This is a genomic window from Streptomyces sp. NWU339 (assembly GCF_003143855.1).
Lineage (GTDB): Bacteria > Actinomycetota > Actinomycetes > Streptomycetales > Streptomycetaceae > Streptomyces.
This window is the reverse complement of the sequence record NZ_QFRK01000001.1, coordinates 608,438-627,977: the sequence shown is the minus strand read 5'-3', so window position 1 is coordinate 627,977 and position 19,540 is coordinate 608,438. Positions and strand designations below refer to the sequence as shown.

The following is a 19,540-nucleotide window of genomic DNA, read 5'->3' as shown; positions in this document are numbered from 1 at the left end:
GTCCGGGCACGGGGGTGGGGTCGGGTGCGGAGGCGGGGTCGGGGGCGGCCATGACGTGCAGCCTACGTGCGGGGGCCGGGTGCTTTCCCCGGCGCGGGGGCGGCCGGCCGACCTCCCACCCGCGTTCCCGGGCCGGCGGACCGGGGCCCCGGGAGCGATGGACCGCCCGCGCGCGTGCGGGGCCGCCGTCCGCGGGCCCGCACCCACTCGTACGTGCGGGCGGAGCCGTCGCCCAGGCGGCGCAGGAACGTCGTCGGCAGGAAGACGGCGTCGGCCGCGATCATCGCCAGGGAGAAGAAGGGCAGTCCCAGGACGACGGCGATCACGGCGTGCTCAGTGATCATGAGTACCAGGAACACGTTCTTGACCCGCCGGTTGAACAGGGTGAACGGGAAGGCGACCTGCACGGCGACCGTCCCGTACGTCACCAGCATCACCAGGGTGCCGCTGGCGGTCAGCAGGTCGCCGAGGGCCGGCCAGGGGGAGAAGTACTCCAGGTGGAGCGGGTAGTGGACCGCGGTGCCGTCCTGCCAGCGGGAGCCCTGGACCTTGTACCAGCCGGCCGTGGCGTAGATCAGACAGGCCTCGGCCATGATCACCAGCAGGGCCCCGTTGTGCACGACGTTGGCGACGACGTCCAGCAGGATGCGCGGCTGCGGGGTCCTCGCGCGACGCCCCACCAGCCACCACAGCGCCTGCACCCCCCAGACGGCCCACAGCAGCGCCGGTATGAACCAGTCGCCGTCCAACCGGCCGGCCAGGGTCGCCACGAGCAGCAGGAAGCCCAGCACACCCCACAGCACGGGGCCCACCCGGTCCCGCGGCCGCTCCCCACACGCGCGTGCCCGCTCCTCCCGCCGGGCGCGCCGCGCGTCCAGCGACCACACCTGGCCGCAGCGGGTGAACACGAGGTAGATCGACATCAGGTGCAGGACGTTGTCGCCGCCGTCGCCCATGAAGACACTGCGGTTCTGCAGCGACAGCACGCCCACCATGAACAGCACCGACATGGTGCGGGTGCGCCAGCCCAGCAGCAGCAGCGCGCTCCACACCACCGTGAGCGCGTAGCCGGCCTCGAACCAGCCCTGGCCGTCCGACCACAGCAGCGCGGTGAAGGCACCGTTGGACCCGACCAGCTGATCGGCGAGATCCCAGTCCCACGGGCCGTCGGGACCGTACAGCTCCTGGCGGTGGGGGAACTCCCGGAGCAGGAACAGCAGCCAGGTCGCGCTGAAGCCGATCCGGATCACGGCGGTCTGGTGCGGGCCGAGAGCGGCGTCGGTGACCCGTTCGACGGCGCCGGAGACCACGCGGGAGAAGCGGTTCACCCGATGCCTCCCCGGGCCTCGTCCTCCGGCACCGGCCACCAGGGCAGGGTGCGGTGAACCGGCTTCGTCGAGACCTGCTCCTCGCTCCACCGGGGCGACGGCACGTCGACGGTGCGGGAGCGAACCTGGATCCGGTCGACGACGTCACCCGGCCCGGCCGCGTCCGACCGTTCGAGCCGCATCACCATGATCCGGCGCAGATACGACTCGGCCAGCGCGCCCCGCATGCCCACCGGACGATCGTCGTCGTCATGCGTGGCGACGAAGAAGTCCCAGGCCCGGCGCAGCTCGTTCTGCTGGGTGTGGCTGGGCAGGAGGTTGCCGTCGATGGCCCGGCCGTCCTGGGCGGACAGGTCGTACCAGCCGGTGGTCCGCACTCCCCCGTCCGCCGTCAGGATCTCGGCACGGACCTGGACGGAGATGTTCTGCTGCAGCGGGTTGGGCGCGAACAGCTTCCAGTTCTGCTCGAACTCCGGGTAGATCCAGTCCTCGATCGCCGTGCCGTGCTCCTTGGAGACCGTGTTCGCGGGCGCGACGTGCAGGAACGTCATGCCGAGGTGCACGCAGACCACGATCGCGACGCCCCCGAGGGCCACCGCGGCGGCGATCCGATGGAGCGGGGAGAGGGCGGCCACGCCAGTGGCGGGCTCGGGCGGCGGGGCGGGGCCGCTCGGTTCCTCCAGTCCGTCCGGCCCTTCCGGCCCGGTCCGCCCCTGCCGGGCGTGCGAGCCCTCGTCGTGCGCGTTCATCCCGCCCCGTTCCCACATTCCCGGTCCGTGTCCCGGCCGCGGCGCCGTCGTACCGCCCGCATACCGCTTCGCGGCTTCACCGTGTCGCACGGGAACGGTACTCAGCACCGGCCGCCGAGGCACAGCGCCGGAGGTCATCCACAGCTGTTGACACCTTGCGGCGGCCGTCTCACCATGGAATCGCACGAACCGAACGATCGGTCGGGAGCGTGTTCCGGGAAGAACCCAGAGCGAGAAGAACCCAGAGCGAGAAGAACCAAGGTCGGGAAGAACCAAGGTCGAGGGGGACCTCATGGCGACAGCAGCCGCTCGCGGCACGGTCGGCGACCGTACGCACGACGCACCGGACGGCGCCGTCGACAGCACCGGTGATCCGCTCGTCGACAGCGCGGGGCACGAGCGTGCCTTCGACGCGGCCGTCGCCGCCGACGAGAGGATCGAACCGCGCGACTGGATGCCCGACGCCTACCGCGCCACGCTCGTCCGGCAGATCGCCCAGCACGCGCACTCCGAGATCATCGGCATGCAGCCGGAGGCCAACTGGATCACCCGCGCGCCGTCGCTGCGCCGCAAGGCGATCCTGATGGCCAAGGTGCAGGACGAGGCCGGACACGGCCTGTACCTCTACAGCGCCGCCGAGACCCTCGGCACCAGCCGCGAGGAGCTGCTGGACAAGCTGCACTCCGGCCGCCAGAAGTACTCCTCGATCTTCAACTACCCCACGCTGACCTGGGCCGACGTCGGTGCGATCGGCTGGCTGGTGGACGGCGCCGCGATCACCAACCAGGTGCCCCTGTGCCGCTGCTCGTACGGCCCGTACGCGCGCGCCATGGTGCGCATCTGCAAGGAGGAGTCCTTCCACCAGCGTCAGGGCTACGAGCTGCTGCTGGCCCTGAGTCGCGGCACCCCCGAGCAGCACGCGATGGCCCAGGACGCGGTGGACCGCTGGTGGTGGCCGTCCCTGATGATGTTCGGCCCGCCCGACGACGAGTCGCAGCACTCCGCGCAGTCGATGGCCTGGAAGATCAAGCGGCACTCCAACGACGAGCTGCGTCAGCGCTTCGTCGACATCTGCGTCCCGCAGGCCGAGTCGCTCGGCCTCACCCTCCCCGACCCGGACCTGCGGTGGAACGAGGAGCGGGGGCACCACGACTTCGGCCCGATCGACTGGAGCGAGTTCTGGGACGTCCTCAAGGGCAACGGCCCGTGCAACGAGGAGCGGCTGACCCGGCGCAGGCGCGCCCACGAGGAGGGCGCCTGGGTCAGGGAGGCGGCAGCGGCCCACGCGGCCAAGCACGCGAACGGCGAGACAGGAGCGACCCGTACATGACCGACACCGACTGGCCCCTGTGGGAGGTCTTCGTGCGCTCCCGCAGGGGGCTCTCCCACACCCACGCCGGCAGCCTGCACGCCCCGGACGCGGAGCTCGCCCTGCGCAATGCCCGCGATCTGTACACCCGCCGCGGTGAGGGCGTCTCGATCTGGGTCGTACCGTCCTCCGCGGTCACCGCGTCCTCGCCGGACGAGAAGGACTCGTTCTTCGAACCCGCCGCCGACAAGCCCTACCGGCACCCGACGTTCTACGAGATCCCCGAGGGAGTGCGGCACCTGTGACGACGCCACCCAGCGCCCCCGCACAGGCAGCCTCCGGGGACGACACCGCCCGCACGACGGCCGCACTCGCCCTCGGCGACGACGCCCTGGTGCTCTCCCACCGCCTGGGCGAGTGGGCGGGCAACGCCCCGGTGCTGGAGGAGGAGGTCGCCCTCGCCAACATCGCGCTGGACCTGCTGGGCCAGGCCCGGGTGCTGCTGTCGACGGCCGGCGACGAGGACGAGCTGGCGTTCCTCCGCGAGGAACGCGCCTTCCGCAACCTCCAGCTGGTGGAACAGCCGAACGGCGACTTCGCCCACACCATCGTCCGCCAGCTGTACTTCTCCACCTACCAGCACCTCCTGCACACCGAGCTCGCCGCGGGGGACGGACCGTTCGCGCCGCTGGCCGGCAAGGCCGTCAAGGAGGTCTCCTACCACCGCGACCACGCCGAGCAGTGGACCCTGCGGCTCGGCGACGGCACGGACGCCAGCCGGGCCCGGACCCAGCGGGCCGTGGACGCCCTGTGGCGGTACACCGGCGAGATGTTCCAGCCGGTCGAGGGCCTCGACATCGACTGGCCGGCCCTGGAGACGGCCTGGCTGGAGCGGATCACCCAGGTACTGCGCCGGGCCACCCTCACCGTGCCCGGGGGACCGCGCACCGGGGCCTGGACGGCCGGGGCCGGCCGCCAGGGACTGCACACCGAGTCCTTCGGCCGGATGCTCGCCGAGATGCAGCACCTGCACCGCAGCCACCCGGGGGCGACATGGTGACCACGGCGCCCACCACCCCGCTGGAGGCCGAACTCCTGGAACTGGCCGGTTCGGTGCCCGACCCCGAACTGCCCGTGCTGACCCTGCGCGAGCTGGGCGTGGTGCGCGCGGTGCACGCGCGCGGAACGGACGCCGTCGAGGTCGAGCTGACCCCCACGTACACGGGCTGCCCGGCCGTCGAGGCGATGTCCGCGGACATAGAGCGGGTCCTGCGCGGACACGGCGTGCGTGAGGTCACCGTCCGCAGGGTGCTCGCGCCCGCCTGGTCGACCGACGACATCACCGAGGAGGGGCGGCGCAAGCTGCGGGAGTTCGGCATCGCCCCGCCTCGTGTACGGCCGCCGTCCGGCGCGGTCCCGGTGGACCTCGGGCCGACCCGCACCCGCGACCCGCTGACCGGCGGCCCGTCGGCAGGCGAGACATCCGCCGTTCCGGAGCCGGTGCGTTGCCCGCACTGCGGCTCCGCCGACACCGAACTGCTCAGCCGTTTCTCGTCCACGGCGTGCAAGGCGCTGCGCCGGTGCCTGGCCTGCCTCGAACCGTTCGACCACTTCAAGGAGTTGTGATGGCGCGCTTCCACCGGCTCCGGGTGGCCGCAGTCGAGCGGCTCACCGACGACTCCGTCGCCCTCTCCCTCACCGTCCCCCCGGAACTGCGCGAGCAGTACCGCCACGCCCCGGGCCAGCACCTCACCCTGCGGCGCAGGGCCGAGGGCGAGGACATCCGGCGCACCTACTCCATCTGCTCCCCGGCGCCCGACGGCCAGGGGCCCGGCACGCTGCGGGTGGGGGTGCGGCTGGTCGACGGCGGGGCCTTCTCGACGTACGCCCTGAAGGAGATCGGCGTCGGGGACGAGCTGGAGGTGATGACCCCGGCGGGCCGGTTCACCCTCCGGCCCGCGCCCGGCCGGTACGCGGCGATCGTCGGCGGAAGCGGCATCACACCGGTGCTGTCCATCGTCTCGACCCTGCTGAGACGCGAGCCCGATGCCCGGTTCTGCCTGATCCGCAGTGACCGCACGGCCGCATCGACGATGTTCCTGGAAGAGGTGGCCGACCTGAAGGACCGCTACACCGAGCGGCTCCAGCTGGTGACGGTGCTGTCACGGGAGGAGCAGCAGGCGGGGCTGCCGTCCGGGCGGCTCGACCAGGAGCGGCTCACCGGACTGCTGCCGGCGCTGCTGCCCGTGGAGCAGGTGGACGGCTGGTTCCTGTGCGGCCCGTACGGACTGGTGGAGGGGGCAGAGCGGGCTCTGCGCGGCCTGGGCGTGGCCCGCTCCCGCATCCACGAAGAGATCTTCCACGTGGACACCGGCACACCGGTCGTCCCCACGGCACCCGCCCCCGCCCCCGCCCCCGCCCACAGCACGGTCACCGCCCTGCTCGACGGGCGCGGCGGCACCTGGCCCGTCCAGGACGGCGAATCCCTGCTGGAAACGGTGCTGCGCAACCGCCCCGACGCCCCCTACGCCTGCAAGGGCGGGGTGTGCGGAACCTGCCGTGCCTTTCTCGTCTCGGGCGAGGTGCGGATGAACCGCAACTTCGCGCTGGAGTCGGAGGAGACCGAGGCGGGCTACGTACTGGCCTGCCAGTCGCATCCGGTGACGGAGAGAGTGGAGCTGGACTTCGACCGCTGACGCCCGTTCCCCGCTTCCAGAGCCTGTTCCGGCATCCGGACTACAGCACGTGTCCGGGCTGCCCGTCATCCGTGACCACGGAGCGCCCCGCCGACTCCCACATCTGCATCCCGCCCGCCACGTTCACGGCGTCGACGCCCTGCTGGACCAGGTACATGGTGACCTGGGCGGAGCGCCCGCCGGAACGGCAGATCACATGCACCCGACCGTCCTGCGGGGCCGCCTCGGTCAGCTCGCCGTAACGGGCGACGAACTCGCTGATCGGGATGTGCAGCGCCCCTTCGGCATGACCGGACTTCCACTCGTCGTCCTCTCGGACGTCCAACAGGAAATCGCCGTCCTCGAGGTCCGTGACCCCGACCGTGGGCACCCCAGTCGCAAAACTCATGCCCCCGACGCTACCGGAAGCAACCGAGCCGGATCTCACACCCGCGGGGCGGCCGAGATTCCGGCCGCTCCGCGGCTCAGCCCTGCAGGGCCGCCAGCTCCGCCTCGCGTTCGCTCACCTGGGCGCGCAGCTGCTCGGCTATCTCCTCCAGGAGACGGTCCGGGTCGTCCGGGGCCAGCCGGAGCATCGAGCCGATGGCACCCTCCTCGAGTTCCTTCGCGACCAGCGTGAGCAGTTCCTTGCGCTGGGCGAGCCACTCGAGCCGGGCGTAGAGCTCGTCGACGGCACTCGGGGCCTGCTCCTTCGGCTTCGGGCCCGCGGCCCATTCCTCGGTGAGCTCACGCAGCTCCGCCTCGCTGCCGCGGGCGTAGGCGGCGTTGACGCGGGTGATGAACTCCTCGCGGCGGCGGCGTTCCGACTCCTCCTGCGCCAGGTCCGGGTGCGCCTTGCGGGCGAGGTCGCGGTAGAGCTTGCGGGCCCCCTCGCTGGGCCGCACCCGCTCCGGGGTCCGGACCGGCTGGTCCGTGAGCATGGCCGCGGCCTCCGGGAAGAGACCGTCGCCGTCCATCCAGCCGTTCAGCAGCTGCTCCACACCGGGGATCGGCAGCAACCGGGAGCGCGCGTCCTCGGCCAGCCGTCGGTCCTCGGGATCACCGGTGCGGTCGGCCTTGGCCTCCAGGATCCGGGCATCCAGTTCCTCGAGGCGCAGGTACATGGGGCCGAGCCGCTGCTCGTGCAGCCGGGAGAAGTTCTCGACCTCGATGCGGAAGGTGTCCACCGCGATCTCGAACTCGATCAGCGCCTGCTCGGCGGCCCGCACGGCCTGCTCCAGTCGCGCCTCGGGCCGCTGCGCACCGCCTTCGGCCGTCACCTGCTGCTCCGCACCGGCGCCGCCACCACCCTGCTCACCCTCCGAGGTCGTCACCCGCACAGCGTAGGCCACCACCGCCACCCCCGGAGCCCACCCGGCCCGCCGAACCACAGGCCGGCCCACCTGCCGAACCACAGGCCGGCCCACCTGCCGGACCACCTGTCGGCCCACCGAGGATGCGCCGGAAACGGAACGCAGGCATCCGTCCATCCGGCCATCCGGCCCTGCCCCTTCCGGCCCGCTGCTCAGACCCCCGTCTCCGCCGCGATCCGGCCCGACCGCACCGCCGCCACCAGGTCCGCGTGGTCGGCCTCCGTGCGGTCGGCGTAGCGGAGCGCGAAGTCGGCCATCGCCTCGTCGAGCTCGTCGTTCTTGCCGCAGTAGCCGGCGATCAGGCGGGGATCGGCGCTGTGGGAGTGGGCGCGGGCCAGGAGGGCTCCGGTCATGCGGGCGTAGTCGTCGACCTGGTCGGCGGCCAGGGCCGTCGGGTCGACGCTGCCCTTGCGGTTGCGGAACTGCCGGACCTGGAAGGGCCGCCCCTCGACGGTCGTCCAGCCCAGCAGGTTGTCGCTGACCACCTGCATCCTCTTCTGACCCAGGACCACGCGCCGGCCCTCGTGGTCGGCGTCGGGGACGTCGAAGCCGGCCGTCAGCAGATGCGGTACCAGCGCCGAGGCACGGGCCTCCTTCACCTGGAGGACCAGGGGCTCGCCCCGGTGGTCCAGGAGCAGCACCACGTACGAGCGGGTGCCCACGCTGCCCGTGCCGACGACGCGGAACGCCACGTCCTGCACCGCGTGCCGGGCCAGCAGCGGAAGCCGGTCCGGCTGGAGGGTGCCGACGTACTCCTCCAGGGAGGAGGCCACCGCGGCGGCCTCGGCGTCGTCGACGCGCCGCAGTACCGGCGGGGCGTCGACGAAACGGCGTCCGCCGTCCGCCGTTACCTCGGTGGACTTGGCCGCGAAACGACCGCTGGTGTTGGCGCGGGCCTTCGCGTAGACCCGCTCCAAGGTGCCCAGCAGATCGTGCGCGTCGGTGTGGGAGACCAGCTCCTCGTCGGCGATGGCGTTCCAGGCGTCCAGCACCGGCAGCTTGGCCAGCAGCCGCATCGTGCGACGGTAGGCGCCCACCACGTCACGAGCGGCCCTGCGGCAGGTGTCCTCGTCCGCGCCGACCTCCCGTCCCGCGAGCACCAGCGAGGTGGCGAGCCGCTTGACGTCCCACTCCCAGGGGCCCCACACCGTCTCGTCGAAGTCGTTCAGGTCGATGACCAGTCCGCCGCGCGCGTCGCCGTAGAGGCCGAAGTTGGCCGCGTGCGCGTCGCCGCATATCTGCGCGCGGATCCGCGTCATGGGGGTGCGGGCCAGGTCGTGGCCCATGAGGCCCGCCGCGCCGCGCAGGAAGGCGAACGGTGTCGCCGCCATCCTGCCCACCCGTATCGGCGTCAACTCGGACAGCCGGCCGCGGCTGGACTCCTCGACCGCGCTCACCGCGTCGGGGCGGGAGGGGTCCAGGTCGAGACCGGCGTGGGCGTTGCGGGGGACCAGCCTGCGCAGGGCCTTGCCGTCCTCCTTGGCCGAGCCCTCGGGCGGCCATGCGGCGAAGCCCCGTACGCGCGGCAGCCGCCGCACCTCACCGGTCGCCCGGCCGCCCGGTCCCGCCTGCGCCGGCACCTCCTCCGTGCCGACCCCACCGGCAACGATCTCGGTCACAACAACCGCCTCCCCCGTACGCCCACGCGTACGTCCTTGCACACGTTCGACCACGCGCACGCATCGACAACCGAAACGAACGACCGCCGGCCCCGCGTCGACACAGGCATCGGCGCAGGCCATGACATCAACCGTGCCGACCGTACAACCCGGTGGACGAAACGCGTCAGGTCTTGTGGACAACTCCGGGCTGTGGACAACTCCCTCACCCACACGCGCCCTTGTGACTGCCCGCTGCAGCCGCCGCCCCCAGCCTCATCGCGCCCACGCCCACACGTGCCCACGCCCGTGCCCGTCTACCCCGCCTCGGCGACATCTCCCACAACCGGTTCCAACCGTCCCTCCGCGAGGGCCCGCTGGGCGCGGTCCGCCGAGATGTCCAGCCGGGCCAGCACCGCCGGGACCGCGATGCCCGGCAGCATGTGCTGGAACAGCACGACGACCCGGTCCTCCAGATCCTGCCGCTGGCAGCGCAGCTGAGAGAGGAGCTGCACCCCCGAGTAACTCGCGACCAACAGCTCCGCCGTCTCCGTCACTTCGACGTGCGGCAGCAGCTCGCCCCCCGCCTTCGCCTCGGCCAGGGTCCGGGTGGTCTGGTCGATCCACATACGGAAAGCCGGGGTTCGGTCCAGCCCCAACGCCCCTTGGTCCAGAGCCAGTCCGACACTGGCCCGCACCAGCGGATCGGTCCGCAGCCGCAGGGCCAGCACCAGACCGGAGTCGACGAGCTCCTGGAGTTTGCTCGACTGGGGCGGCAGGGCGACCGCCAGCTGCTCCTCGAAGATGCCGAGCGCCAGCTCCTCCTTGGAGCCGAAGTGGAAGTACAGGGCACCCTTGGTCACCCCGGCCCGGTCCAGGATCTCCCCGATGGTCGCGGAGGTGTAGCCGCGTTCGTCGAAGACGGCCGCGGCCGCGGCCAGAATGGTCCGCCGCGTGCGGATCGCGCGCTCCTGTCGCGCCATCGGGTGCCTCCTGATCTCCGTGGATCTCGCGGATCGCCGTGAAGTCGCCGCGCGGGCGCCATGCGTGACGCCGTACGGGCGCGTGGGCTCGTCTCCAACGGTATGGATCACCCTTGAAAAAAACCGGCTCGTCCGTATCTTAGTGCGAAAGTCGACCGGATCCAGGCCGTCCATTCGAGGGGTTCTCCATGCCGCAGTCAGGTCCCTCAAGTACACCCACGGAGGATCAGACCGGACAGGGGGGCGAGCCCGCAAGCGTGGCCGGCCAGGCTGCCGGTGCCCGCACCGGCCCCGGCACCACCCGGATCACCGAGCAGCTCGCGCACCGCACCCGCGCGGCGGACGTCTTCCCCGCGGATTGGATACGCCTCTCCGACCTCGCCTTCCGCGTCACCGCGCACTGGCCCGCCGACCACTCCTTCTTCGGCCCGGCCGACGATCGCCACCAGGACCCGATGATCATCGGTGAGACCCTGCGCCAGACCACGATGGCCCTCGCCCACGCCGAGTTCGGCACCCCACTCGACACACACTTCGTCATGTGGGACCTGTCGGTCACCGCGGACCCCTCCGGGCTGTTACTCGTGGACGCCACCGAGCCGGTCACCATCGACGTCGTCTGCTCCGAGGTGCGCCGCCGGGGGCGTGGTCTGAGCAGCATGCGGACGACCATGGAGTTCCGCCGCGCGGGACGGCTCGTCGCCCGGGGCACCGGCAGCACGGGCTGCACCTCACCGGCCGCCTACCGCCGCCTGCGAGCCCGGCAGTTGGACGCCACGGACAGCGCGATACCCCTGCTGCCCCCCGTTCCCCCCGAACTGGTCGGCCGCGACCGTGCGGAGGACGTCGTCCTCGCCCCCGCCGACCGCCCCGGCACCTGGCTCCTGCGGGTCGACACCGGCCACCCCGTCCTCTTCCCCCGGCCCAACGACCACGTCCCCGGCATGGTCCTGTTCGAGGCGGCCCGTCAGGCCGCGACCGCGGCATCCGGCAGACGGTCCTTCCTGCCGGTCGACATGGCCACCTCCTTCAGCCGCTACGCCGAACTGGACAGCCCGTGCCTGCTCGAAGCAGAAGTCCTTGACAAGGACAAGGACAAGGCCGACACCGACACCGACGCCGATACCGAGAACGGCGAGGTGACCGTGCAGGTCTCCGGCCGGCAGAACGACAAGCCCGTCTTCACCGCCACCCTCACCTCAGCACCTCACGGCCGCACCCCGGACCACGCCCCGGTACGTTCGCCGCTGTGACGCTGAGAACGGTGAACCTTCTGATCACGGGCGGCACCGGCTTCATCGGCAGCCGGGTCGCGGCGGCCGCGCACCAACGCCCGGACGCCCACGTCCGTCTGCTGTCCCGCCGCGCCCTCCGCACACCCGCCGAGGCCACGGTCGAGACCGAGACCACGGCCGAGACCAAGGCCGAGACCGTACCCGGCGACCTCGCCGTTCCCGCTTCCCTGTACGGCAGTTGCACCGGCATCGACGTACTCGTCCACTGCGCCTCACGCGTGAGCGGTGACCCGGAATCGCTCGCGGCGGTCAACGACCGGGGCACGAAAGCCCTGGTGGAAGAAGCGGTACGCAGCGGGGTGCGCCGCATCCTCTACATGAGCACCGCCGCCGTCCACGGCCGGGGCCCCTTCCACGGCGTACGGCCGGGCGAGGCCCCCGTCGCCCCCGCCTCCGCCACCAGCCGCACCCGTGCCGCCGCCGAACGGCACGTCCTCGACGCGGGCGGCCTGGTGCTACGACCCCACCTGGTGTACGGCGAGGGCGACCGCTGGCTGGTGCCCGGACTGGTCGGACTCCTGCGGGAGTTGTCGGCGACCGTGACGGGCTGCGAAGCCCTGCACTCGATGATCGACGTGGGCACCCTGGGCCGCGCCGCCGTCGCCGCGGCGCTCTCACCGGCCCACGGGCCCGGCGTCCACTACGTCAACCACCCGGCCCCCGTTCCCGCGTCGGAGCTGCTCGCGGCCGTGTGCGCGCACGTGGAACAGCCCGGCGAGGGCGCGTCGGTGGACGTCACGACCGCCTACGCACGAGCCGCCGGCTCCCCTCGCGCGCTGCATCACCTCGGCATGCTCACCGTCGACCACCGGTTCGCGGACGACGCCTTCTGGGAGAACCTGGACTGCGCACCCGGCGAGGGCTTCACCCGCGCCTTCCCGCCCGCGGCCCCCTGGTACCGGTCGTTCCTCACCCCCGGCTGACCGACCACCCCTGATCCCGAACCGACCAGACGGTTTGCAATTGCCGAGGAGGCGTAGAGGGCGGCGTCAGCTCCGGCCGCGCATCCACGCCCTCCATCAGGCCCGAACAGCCCGACCCCCATACACTCCGCACCGAACTCCACACACCCGGTCACCGGCCACCCGAAAAGATCATGAGATGTTCCTCACACGGCCGCGCCCCGTTCCAGGCCCTCACCCTCGGACCCCACCCCTCTTTCCGCCCCGCTTCCGACCCGGTTCAATCGTCGACGACGGGACCGGTTCCAGGGAGCGCTTCGGGCTCGGCAGCCTCGGCCCGGGCATGCGAAACGGGCGGCATCCGTGATGGATGCCGCCCGTCCGACGGTGTGCGCGAGGGGGGAGTTGAACCCCCACGCCCTTGCGGGCACTGGAACCTGAATCCAGCGCGTCTGCCTATTCCGCCACCCGCGCATTGGGTGTGTCATCGGCCCCGTCCCGCAGGGGTTCGGCGCCTTCCGACACCAGAACATTAGCACGCTGTCCGGGGTGGGTTCACATCCCTTTCCACCCGCCCCGGACCCCGTCCGGCCTGAGCGATACCGCCGCGCACGAGCAGCACCAGCGGCACGCGCGAGCCCCCTTCGACACCCGGCGAAGCCCCGCACCGCACCGCCGCGCGGCGACATCACCTCGAACAGAAACGACGCCGCGACCCGGACACGCACGCATGGACAGGTGCCAATGGGTATGAATAGGCATGGATGCGCTTGGATATGTCCCCGTCCCCTCCACAAGAACCGCTTCACGTATCAACCTCGTACCGGTAGCCCCCGTCTCCCCAGGTGCCGGACGGAGTGCACAGCCGCATGCGGGACACTGGTCCACAGTCCCCTCTACGATCCATGGCAAGGCGGCTCGCACGAGCACGGCCGAAGGAGTTCGAAGGGGCTCCCGGAGGGAACTCCGGGGGAACTCCGTCAGGCGTCGACACCGGTCGGCCGGGCAAGCAGGGGGAACCAGCCGATCGACCGGGGCGTGGATACGATCAGTAAGCAGTACCAGGTAGACGGTGCGCGGATCGGCGCACCGGGCAGTAGACGCAGTGGACAGGGCAGTACACAGGACGGCGACGACGGAGGAGGTGCCCCATGGGAGTCCTGAAGAAATTCGAGCAGCGGCTCGAAGGCCTGGTCAACGGCACCTTCGCCAAGGTGTTCAAGTCCGAGGTGCAGCCCGTGGAGATCGCGGGAGCACTCCAGCGGGAGTGCGACAACAACGCGACCATCTGGAACCGTGACCGCACCGTCGTCCCCAACGACTTCATCGTCGAACTGAGCACCCCCGACTACGAGCGGCTCAGCCCGTACTCCGGACAGCTCGGTGACGAACTCGCCGGCATGGTCCGCGACTACGCCAAGCAGCAGCGCTACACCTTCATGGGCCCCATCAAGGTGCACCTGGAGAAGGCGGAGGACCTCGACACCGGCCTGTACCGGGTGCGCAGCCGTACGCTCGCCTCCTCCAGCAGCCAGGCGGGGCCCACCGGCCCCGGCCCCGCGGGCCCCGGCACGGGCTACCCGCCCGCCGGCCGCCCCGGCGGCTACGGGTACCCGCCGGCCGCTCCCACGGGAGCCCCGCCCATGCCGGCCGCGCCGCCGCCCGGCGGCCGGCCCGGCGGTTACGGCTACCCGCCTGCGGCGGGCGGCCAGCGGCCCCCCGCCGCACCCCCGTCCGCCGGCCGCACCCGCTACTGGGTCGAGATCAACGGCAACCGCCACCAGATCTCCAACGCGACACTGGTAATGGGCCGCAGCACCGAGGCCGACGTACGGATCGACGACCCCGGTGTCTCCCGCCGGCACTGCGAGATCCGGACCGGAACGCCCTCGACGATCCAGGATCTCGGGTCCACCAACGGCATCGTGGTGGACGGACAGCACACCACCCACGCTACGCTCCGCGACGGCTCGCGGATCGTCGTGGGCAGCACCACCATCATTTACCGGCAAGCCGAAGGGTGAAGCGGGGGCAATGTCAGAGCTGACCCTCACGGTCATGCGGCTGGGTTTCCTGGCCGTACTGTGGCTGTTCGTGATCGTGGCCGTGCAGGTCATCCGCAGTGACCTCTTCGGTACGCGGGTCACCCAGCGCGGAGCACGCCGGGAGGCCACCCGGCCGCAACAGAGCGCCCGGCAGGCACCGCCGCCGCAGCGCCAGCAGTCCGGGGGCGGCCGCCGCGGCCGCAACGCCCCCACCAAGCTGGTCGTGACCGAGGGCACCCTCACCGGCACCACCGTCGCGCTCCAGGGCCAGACCATCACGCTGGGCCGGGCGCACGACAGCACGATCGTGCTGGACGACGACTACGCCTCCAGCCGCCATGCCAGGATCTACCCCGACCGCGACGGCCAGTGGATCGTCGAGGACCTGGGTTCCACGAACGGCACGTACCTGGACCGGTCCCGGCTGACGACACCCACACCGATTGGACCGGGTGCGCCGATCCGCATCGGCAAGACCGTCATCGAGCTGCGGAAGTAGTGCTACACCAATGACAGAACGCGAGCGGAGCGAGCACACGGTGGGGGTCCCGACCCAGGACCCCGGCGCGCTCCCGACCGGAGGGTGGGCAGTGTGGCTCGACACGACCGGCTGTACCCGGAGCCGACGGGCGAGGTGCGCATGAGCCTGTCCCTGCGCTTCGCCGCCGGATCACACAAGGGAATGATCCGGGAGGGCAACGAGGACTCCGGTTACGCGGGTCCCCGCCTGCTCGCCATCGCCGACGGCATGGGCGGCGCCGCGGCCGGCGAGGTCGCCTCCTCCGAGGCCATCTCCACCATCGTCGCGCTCGACGACGACATTCCCGGCTCCGACCTGCTCACCTCCCTCGGTACGGCAGTGCAGCGCGCCAACGACCAGCTGCGCATGATGGTCGAGGAGGACCCCCAGCTCGAGGGCATGGGCACCACCCTGACCGCCCTGCTGTGGACCGGCCAGCGCCTCGGCATGGTGCACGTCGGCGACTCCCGGGCCTACCTCCTGCGCGACGGCGTCCTCACTCAGATCACCCAGGACCACACCTGGGTGCAGCGGTTGGTGGACGAGGGCCGGATCACCGAGGAGGAGGCGACCACCCATCCCCAGCGGTCCCTGCTCATGCGGGCCCTCGGCAGCGGCGAACACGTCGAACCCGACCTCTCCATCCGCGAGGTGCGGGCCGGCGACCGGTACCTGATCTGCTCCGACGGCCTGTCCGGCGTGGTCTCCCACCAGACCCTGGAAGAGGCCCTGGCGGGCTACCAGGGCCCCGAGGACACCGTGCAGACCCTGATCGAGCTGGCGCTGCGCGGCGGCGGCCCGGACAACATCACCGTGATCGTCGCCGACGTCCTCGACCTCGACACCGGTGACACCCTGGCCGGCCAGCTCTCCGACACCCCGGTCGTGGTCGGCGCCGTCGCCGAGAACCAGAACCAGCCGCACGACGGCAGCGCCATGCAGACCCCGGCCGGCCGCGCCGCCGGTCTCGGCCGCCGACGCGGCCAGGGCGGCGACGGGGGCGAGTTCGGCCCGCCCGGCAGCGGGGACGTCACCGGCTTCATCCAGACCGACGGCTTCGGCTACGACGAGAACGACTTCGTCAAGCCCCGCAAGAGCCGAAAGTGGATCAAGCGCTCCTTCTTCAGCCTGCTCACCCTCGCCGTCCTCGGCGGCGGCGTGTACGGCGGCTGGCGCTGGACGCAGACCCAGTACTACGTCGGCACCAACGGCGAGCACGTCGCGCTCTACCAGGGCATCAGCCAGGACCTGGCCTGGGTCTCGCTGTCGCGGGTCGAGAAGGACCACCCCGAGATCGAACTCAAGTACCTGCCGCCCTACCAGCGGAAGCTGGTCGAGGCGACCATCGCCGAGGGCGACCTGCACGGCGCCCGGTCGAAGATCGACGAACTCGCGGTACAGGCCTCCGCATGCAGGAAGGAGGCCGAGCGACGCGCCGCAGAGAGCGAGAGCAACGCGAAGACCGGCGAGGGCGAGGCCGGAGGCACCACGGGAACCACCCCCGCCTCCTTCACGTCCAACACGCCGACGCCGAACCCCTCGGGTTCGACCGAGGCTCCGCAGAAGTCCACGCCCCAGTCCACGACCGCACCTACTCCCAGCCCCGGCCCCAGCCTCTCGGAGGAAGAGCAGAAGGTCGTCTCGCTGTGCGGTAAGCAGTAGGCAAGCCGTGAGAGGCCCTGTCACACGATGAGCAGTACTACCAACCCATCGGCGCAGCACACGTCCACGATCGGCGCGATCGGGGCGCCGAGCCGGCGCAACACCGAGCTCGCGCTGCTGGCGTTCGCCGTCGTCATCCCGGTCTTCGCCTACGCCAACGTCGGGCTGGCCCTCGACGGCTCCGTCCCCTCCGGGCTGCTCGCCTACGGGCTGGGGCTCGGTCTGCTGGGAGGAGTCGGGCACCTCGTGATGCGGAAGTTCGCCGCCTACGCCGACCCCCTGCTGCTGCCTCTCGCCACGCTGCTGAACGGTCTCGGGCTGGTCGTGATCTGGCGGCTGGACCAGTCCGAGCGATTGCAGAACCTGGCAGAGCGCCAGTACGGGGTGTTCAGCCCGTCGGCGCCGAACCAGCTGCTGTACTCGGCTGTGGGGCTGGCTCTGTTCGTGGCGGTGCTCGTCTTCCTGAAGGACCACCGGATCCTCCAGCGGTACACCTACATCTCGATGGTGGGAGCACTGTTCCTGCTGCTGCTGCCGCTGGTACCCGGAGTCGGCGCCGACGTGTTCGGCGCCAAGATCTGGATCAGCGTCGCCGGTTTCTCCATCCAGCCCGGCGAGTTCGCCAAGATCATCATCGCGATCTTCTTCTCCGGCTACCTGATGGTGAAGCGGGACGCGCTGGCGCTGGCCAGCCGCCGGTTCATGGGCCTGTACCTGCCCCGCGGCCGGGACCTCGGCCCCATCATCACGATCTGGGCCGTCAGCCTGCTCATTCTCATCTTCGAGAACGACCTCGGTACCTCGCTGCTGTTCTTCGGCATGTTCGTGATCATGCTGTACGTCGCCACCGAGCGGACGAGCTGGATCGTGATCGGTCTACTGATGTCCGCTGCCGGCGCCGTGGGCGTGGCCTCGTTCGCCAGCCACGTCCAAGCCCGCGTCGACGCCTGGCTGGACCCGTTCGGCTGCTACAAGACCTCCGGCGCCTGTGAGCAGATCGGCCAGTCGATCATGTCCTTCGGATCCGGCGGCGTCATCGGCACCGGCCTCGGGCAGGGCAACTCCGATCTGATCGGCTTCGCCGCCAACTCCGACTTCATCTTCTCCACCTTCGGCGAGGAACTCGGCCTGGCCGGCGTCATGGCCATCCTGCTGCTCTACGGTCTGGTCATCGAGCGCGGTGTGCGGACTGCCCTGGCAGCGCGTGACCCCTTCGGCAAACTGTTCGCGATCGGTCTGTCCGGAGCCTTCGCCCTGCAGGTCTTCGTGGTGGCCGGCGGTGTCATGGGGCTCATCCCGCTGACGGGTATGACGATGCCGTTCCTCGCCGCCGGCGGGTCGTCGGTCATCGCCAACTGGGCCCTGATCGGCATACTGCTCAAAATCAGCGACACCGCCCGCCGCCCGGCCCCCACGCCCGCCACCAATCCAGACGCTGAGATGACTCAGGTGGTCCGACCGTGAACAAGCCCCTGCGCCGCATCGCGATCTTCTGTGGGCTCCTCGTCCTCGCCCTTCTCATCCGCAGCAACTGGCTTCAGTACGTCCAGGCGGACTCCCTGCAGAAGAACGAGAACAACCGACGCATCGCCATCGAGCGCTACGCTCAGCCGCGCGGAGACATCATCGTCGACGGCAAGCCGATCACCGGTTCCAAGCAGACGTCGGGCAGCGACTTCGAGTACAAGCGCACCTACAAGGACGGCCCGATGTGGTCGCCCGTCACCGGCTACGCCTCGCAGGCCTTCGGCGCCAACCAGCTGGAGGCCGTCGAGGACGGCACCCTCACCGGCAACGACGACCGCCTCTTCTTCCGCAACACGCTCGACATGCTCACGGGCAAAAAGAAGGAAGGCGGCAACGTCGTCACCACGCTCAACGCCGCCGCGCAGAAGGCCGCGTACGAGGGCCTGAAGAAGCAGGGCGGCAAGGGCTCCGTCGTCGCGCTCGAGCCGTCCACCGGCAAGATCCTGGCACTGGCCTCCTTCCCCTCCTACGACCCGTCCACGTTCGCCGGCAACAGCAACTCCGACGCCGAGGCGTGGCAGAAGCTGCAGAAGAAGAACAACCCCGCCGACCCGATGCAGAACCGGGCGCTGCGCGAGGTCTACCCGCCCGGCTCCACTTTCAAGGTCCTCACCGCCGCCGCCGCCCTGGAGGAGGGGCTGTACAAGAGCGCGGACGAGAAGACCGACACACCGCTGCCGTGGACCATGCCGGGCACCACGACCGAGCTGCCGAACGACGGCGACCTCCCCTGCGAGGACGCCACCCTGCGCGAGGCGCTCCGGGTCTCCTGCAACACCGTCTTCGGCAAGATCGGCGCGGACCTCGGCAACGACACGATGCTCGAGTACGCCAAGAAGTTCGGCTTCACCGAGGAGCAGTTCGTCCCGGTCCGCTCCAGCGCCTCGGTCTTCTCCGACGACATGAACGAGTCGCAGACCGCGCTCTCCTCCATCGGCCAGTTCAACACCGCCGCCACCCCGCTGCAGATGGCCATGGTCACCGCCGCCATCGCCAACAACGGCACCCTGATGAAGCCGTACATGGTCGACGAACTCCAGGCCCCGAGCCTCGACACCATCGAGAAGACGGACCCGGAGAAGCTGAGCGAGCCGATGTCGGCGGAGAACGCCCAGATACTCCAGTCGATGATGGAGACCGTCGTCTCCGAGGGCACCGGCGGCAAAGCGAAGATCGAGGGCGTCACCGTCGGCGGCAAGACGGGTACCGCCCAGCACGGCGTGGACAACAGCGAGAACCCCTACGCGTGGTTCATCTCCTACGCCAAGGGCGAGGACGGCAGCTCACCGGTGGCCGTGGCCGTGATCGTCGAGGACGACGACGCCGTGCGCGGCGACATCTCCGGTGGTGGCCTCGCGGCCCCGATCGCGAAGAGCGTGATGGAGGCGGTCCTCAAGGGCAAGCAGTGACCCCGATCACGTCCGCTTCACATCGGTGCACGTTGCGGTACCGGTCCTGTATCGGCTGCGGAACTTGGCCAGGTCACACAAAGCGAGCCGGGTACGGTAGGGCCCGGACGGCAGCCTCCGGCCGCACGAACGTGCCGACCGGGACCGACGGAGAGGGCTGGTAGT

The 19,540-nt window shown here is 70.8% G+C and carries 18 protein-coding genes and 1 tRNA gene; 12 read left to right on the top strand and 7 right to left on the bottom strand.

Annotated elements, in window-relative coordinates:
- Positions 1-62 precede the first annotated feature (62 nt).
- Positions 63-1,328: an HTTM domain-containing protein gene (locus DIZ27_RS02955; RefSeq protein WP_109376633.1), complete on the bottom strand. Its 1,266-nt coding sequence runs from the start codon at positions 1,326-1,328 to the stop codon at positions 63-65.
- Positions 1,325-2,077 (bottom strand): DUF5819 family protein, encoded by a 753-nt coding sequence (locus tag DIZ27_RS02950; RefSeq protein ID WP_109376687.1) that lies wholly within the window; start codon positions 2,075-2,077, stop codon positions 1,325-1,327. The genes DIZ27_RS02955 and DIZ27_RS02950 overlap by 4 nt, the downstream gene beginning before the upstream one ends.
- A gap of 292 nt (positions 2,078-2,369) precedes the next feature.
- On the opposite strand from DIZ27_RS02950, the gene paaA reads away from it, so the two are divergent.
- The 5 genes from paaA to DIZ27_RS02925 are packed head-to-tail and all read left to right on the top strand — an operon-like array spanning position 2,370 to position 6,082.
- Complete coding sequence (paaA, locus tag DIZ27_RS02945) at positions 2,370-3,407, top strand: 1,2-phenylacetyl-CoA epoxidase subunit PaaA (RefSeq protein ID WP_109376632.1); 1,038 nt, start codon at positions 2,370-2,372, stop codon at positions 3,405-3,407.
- A complete protein-coding gene (gene paaB / locus DIZ27_RS02940; RefSeq protein ID WP_109376631.1) occupies positions 3,404-3,691 on the top strand; it encodes a 1,2-phenylacetyl-CoA epoxidase subunit PaaB in 288 nt (95 codons plus the stop codon). The genes paaA and paaB overlap by 4 nt, the downstream gene beginning before the upstream one ends.
- Entirely contained in the window at positions 3,688-4,446 is a 759-nt protein-coding gene (gene paaC, locus DIZ27_RS02935; protein ID WP_109376630.1) for a 1,2-phenylacetyl-CoA epoxidase subunit PaaC, read from the top strand. The genes paaB and paaC overlap by 4 nt, the downstream gene beginning before the upstream one ends.
- Positions 4,440-5,012 carry a 1,2-phenylacetyl-CoA epoxidase subunit PaaD gene (gene paaD, locus DIZ27_RS02930; RefSeq protein WP_109376629.1) on the top strand — a complete coding sequence of 191 codons (573 nt, stop codon included), beginning with the start codon at positions 4,440-4,442 and terminating at the stop codon, positions 5,010-5,012. Before paaC ends, paaD begins: the two co-directional genes overlap by 7 nt.
- Positions 5,012-6,082: a 2Fe-2S iron-sulfur cluster-binding protein gene (locus DIZ27_RS02925; RefSeq protein WP_109376628.1), complete on the top strand. Its 1,071-nt coding sequence runs from the start codon at positions 5,012-5,014 to the stop codon at positions 6,080-6,082. Before paaD ends, DIZ27_RS02925 begins: the two co-directional genes overlap by 1 nt.
- A gap of 40 nt (positions 6,083-6,122) precedes the next feature.
- On the opposite strand, the gene DIZ27_RS02920 is transcribed toward DIZ27_RS02925, so the two are convergent.
- From DIZ27_RS02920 to DIZ27_RS02905, 4 genes are all read right to left on the bottom strand, one after another.
- Positions 6,123-6,452 (bottom strand): rhodanese-like domain-containing protein, encoded by a 330-nt coding sequence (locus DIZ27_RS02920; RefSeq protein ID WP_109376627.1) that lies wholly within the window; start codon positions 6,450-6,452, stop codon positions 6,123-6,125.
- A 94-nt stretch (positions 6,453-6,546) separates the two neighbouring features.
- Positions 6,547-7,395, bottom strand: a complete 849-nt coding sequence (locus DIZ27_RS02915; protein WP_181383345.1) for a hypothetical protein — start codon at positions 7,393-7,395, stop codon at positions 6,547-6,549.
- A gap of 191 nt (positions 7,396-7,586) precedes the next feature.
- Complete coding sequence (locus tag DIZ27_RS02910; RefSeq protein ID WP_258308206.1) at positions 7,587-9,014, bottom strand: DUF2252 domain-containing protein; 1,428 nt, start codon at positions 9,012-9,014, stop codon at positions 7,587-7,589.
- A gap of 335 nt (positions 9,015-9,349) precedes the next feature.
- Positions 9,350-10,015 (bottom strand): ScbR family autoregulator-binding transcription factor, encoded by a 666-nt coding sequence (locus DIZ27_RS02905; RefSeq protein ID WP_109376625.1) that lies wholly within the window; start codon positions 10,013-10,015, stop codon positions 9,350-9,352.
- A 257-nt stretch (positions 10,016-10,272) separates the two neighbouring features.
- On the opposite strand from DIZ27_RS02905, the gene DIZ27_RS02900 reads away from it, so the two are divergent.
- Both DIZ27_RS02900 and DIZ27_RS02895 read left to right on the top strand, forming a co-directional pair.
- On the top strand, positions 10,273-11,268 hold the full coding sequence (locus tag DIZ27_RS02900) for a ScbA/BarX family gamma-butyrolactone biosynthesis protein (protein ID WP_258308198.1): 996 nt from the start codon (positions 10,273-10,275) through the stop codon (positions 11,266-11,268).
- An 11-nt stretch (positions 11,269-11,279) separates the two neighbouring features.
- Positions 11,280-12,233, top strand: a complete 954-nt coding sequence (locus tag DIZ27_RS02895; protein ID WP_258308197.1) for an NAD(P)-dependent oxidoreductase — start codon at positions 11,280-11,282, stop codon at positions 12,231-12,233.
- A 369-nt stretch (positions 12,234-12,602) separates the two neighbouring features.
- On the opposite strand, the gene DIZ27_RS02890 is transcribed toward DIZ27_RS02895, so the two are convergent.
- Positions 12,603-12,686, bottom strand: a tRNA-Leu gene (locus DIZ27_RS02890).
- Between the two features lie 677 nt (positions 12,687-13,363).
- On the opposite strand from DIZ27_RS02890, the gene DIZ27_RS02885 reads away from it, so the two are divergent.
- From DIZ27_RS02885 to DIZ27_RS02865, 5 genes are all read left to right on the top strand, one after another.
- Positions 13,364-14,236, top strand: coding sequence for a DUF3662 and FHA domain-containing protein (locus DIZ27_RS02885; RefSeq protein ID WP_109376623.1), 873 nt, complete (start codon positions 13,364-13,366; stop codon positions 14,234-14,236).
- A 10-nt stretch (positions 14,237-14,246) separates the two neighbouring features.
- Entirely contained in the window at positions 14,247-14,756 is a 510-nt protein-coding gene (locus DIZ27_RS02880) for an FHA domain-containing protein (protein ID WP_109376622.1), read from the top strand.
- Positions 14,757-14,897: 141 nt separating this feature from the next.
- Entirely contained in the window at positions 14,898-16,439 is a 1,542-nt protein-coding gene (locus DIZ27_RS02875) for a Stp1/IreP family PP2C-type Ser/Thr phosphatase (protein WP_109376684.1), read from the top strand.
- 27 nt (positions 16,440-16,466) lie between these two features.
- A complete protein-coding gene (locus DIZ27_RS02870) occupies positions 16,467-17,903 on the top strand; it encodes an FtsW/RodA/SpoVE family cell cycle protein (RefSeq protein WP_109376621.1) in 1,437 nt (478 codons plus the stop codon).
- Positions 17,900-19,375, top strand: coding sequence for a penicillin-binding protein 2 (locus tag DIZ27_RS02865; protein ID WP_109376620.1), 1,476 nt, complete (start codon positions 17,900-17,902; stop codon positions 19,373-19,375). Before DIZ27_RS02870 ends, DIZ27_RS02865 begins: the two co-directional genes overlap by 4 nt.
- Positions 19,376-19,540: the final 165 nt, after the last annotated feature.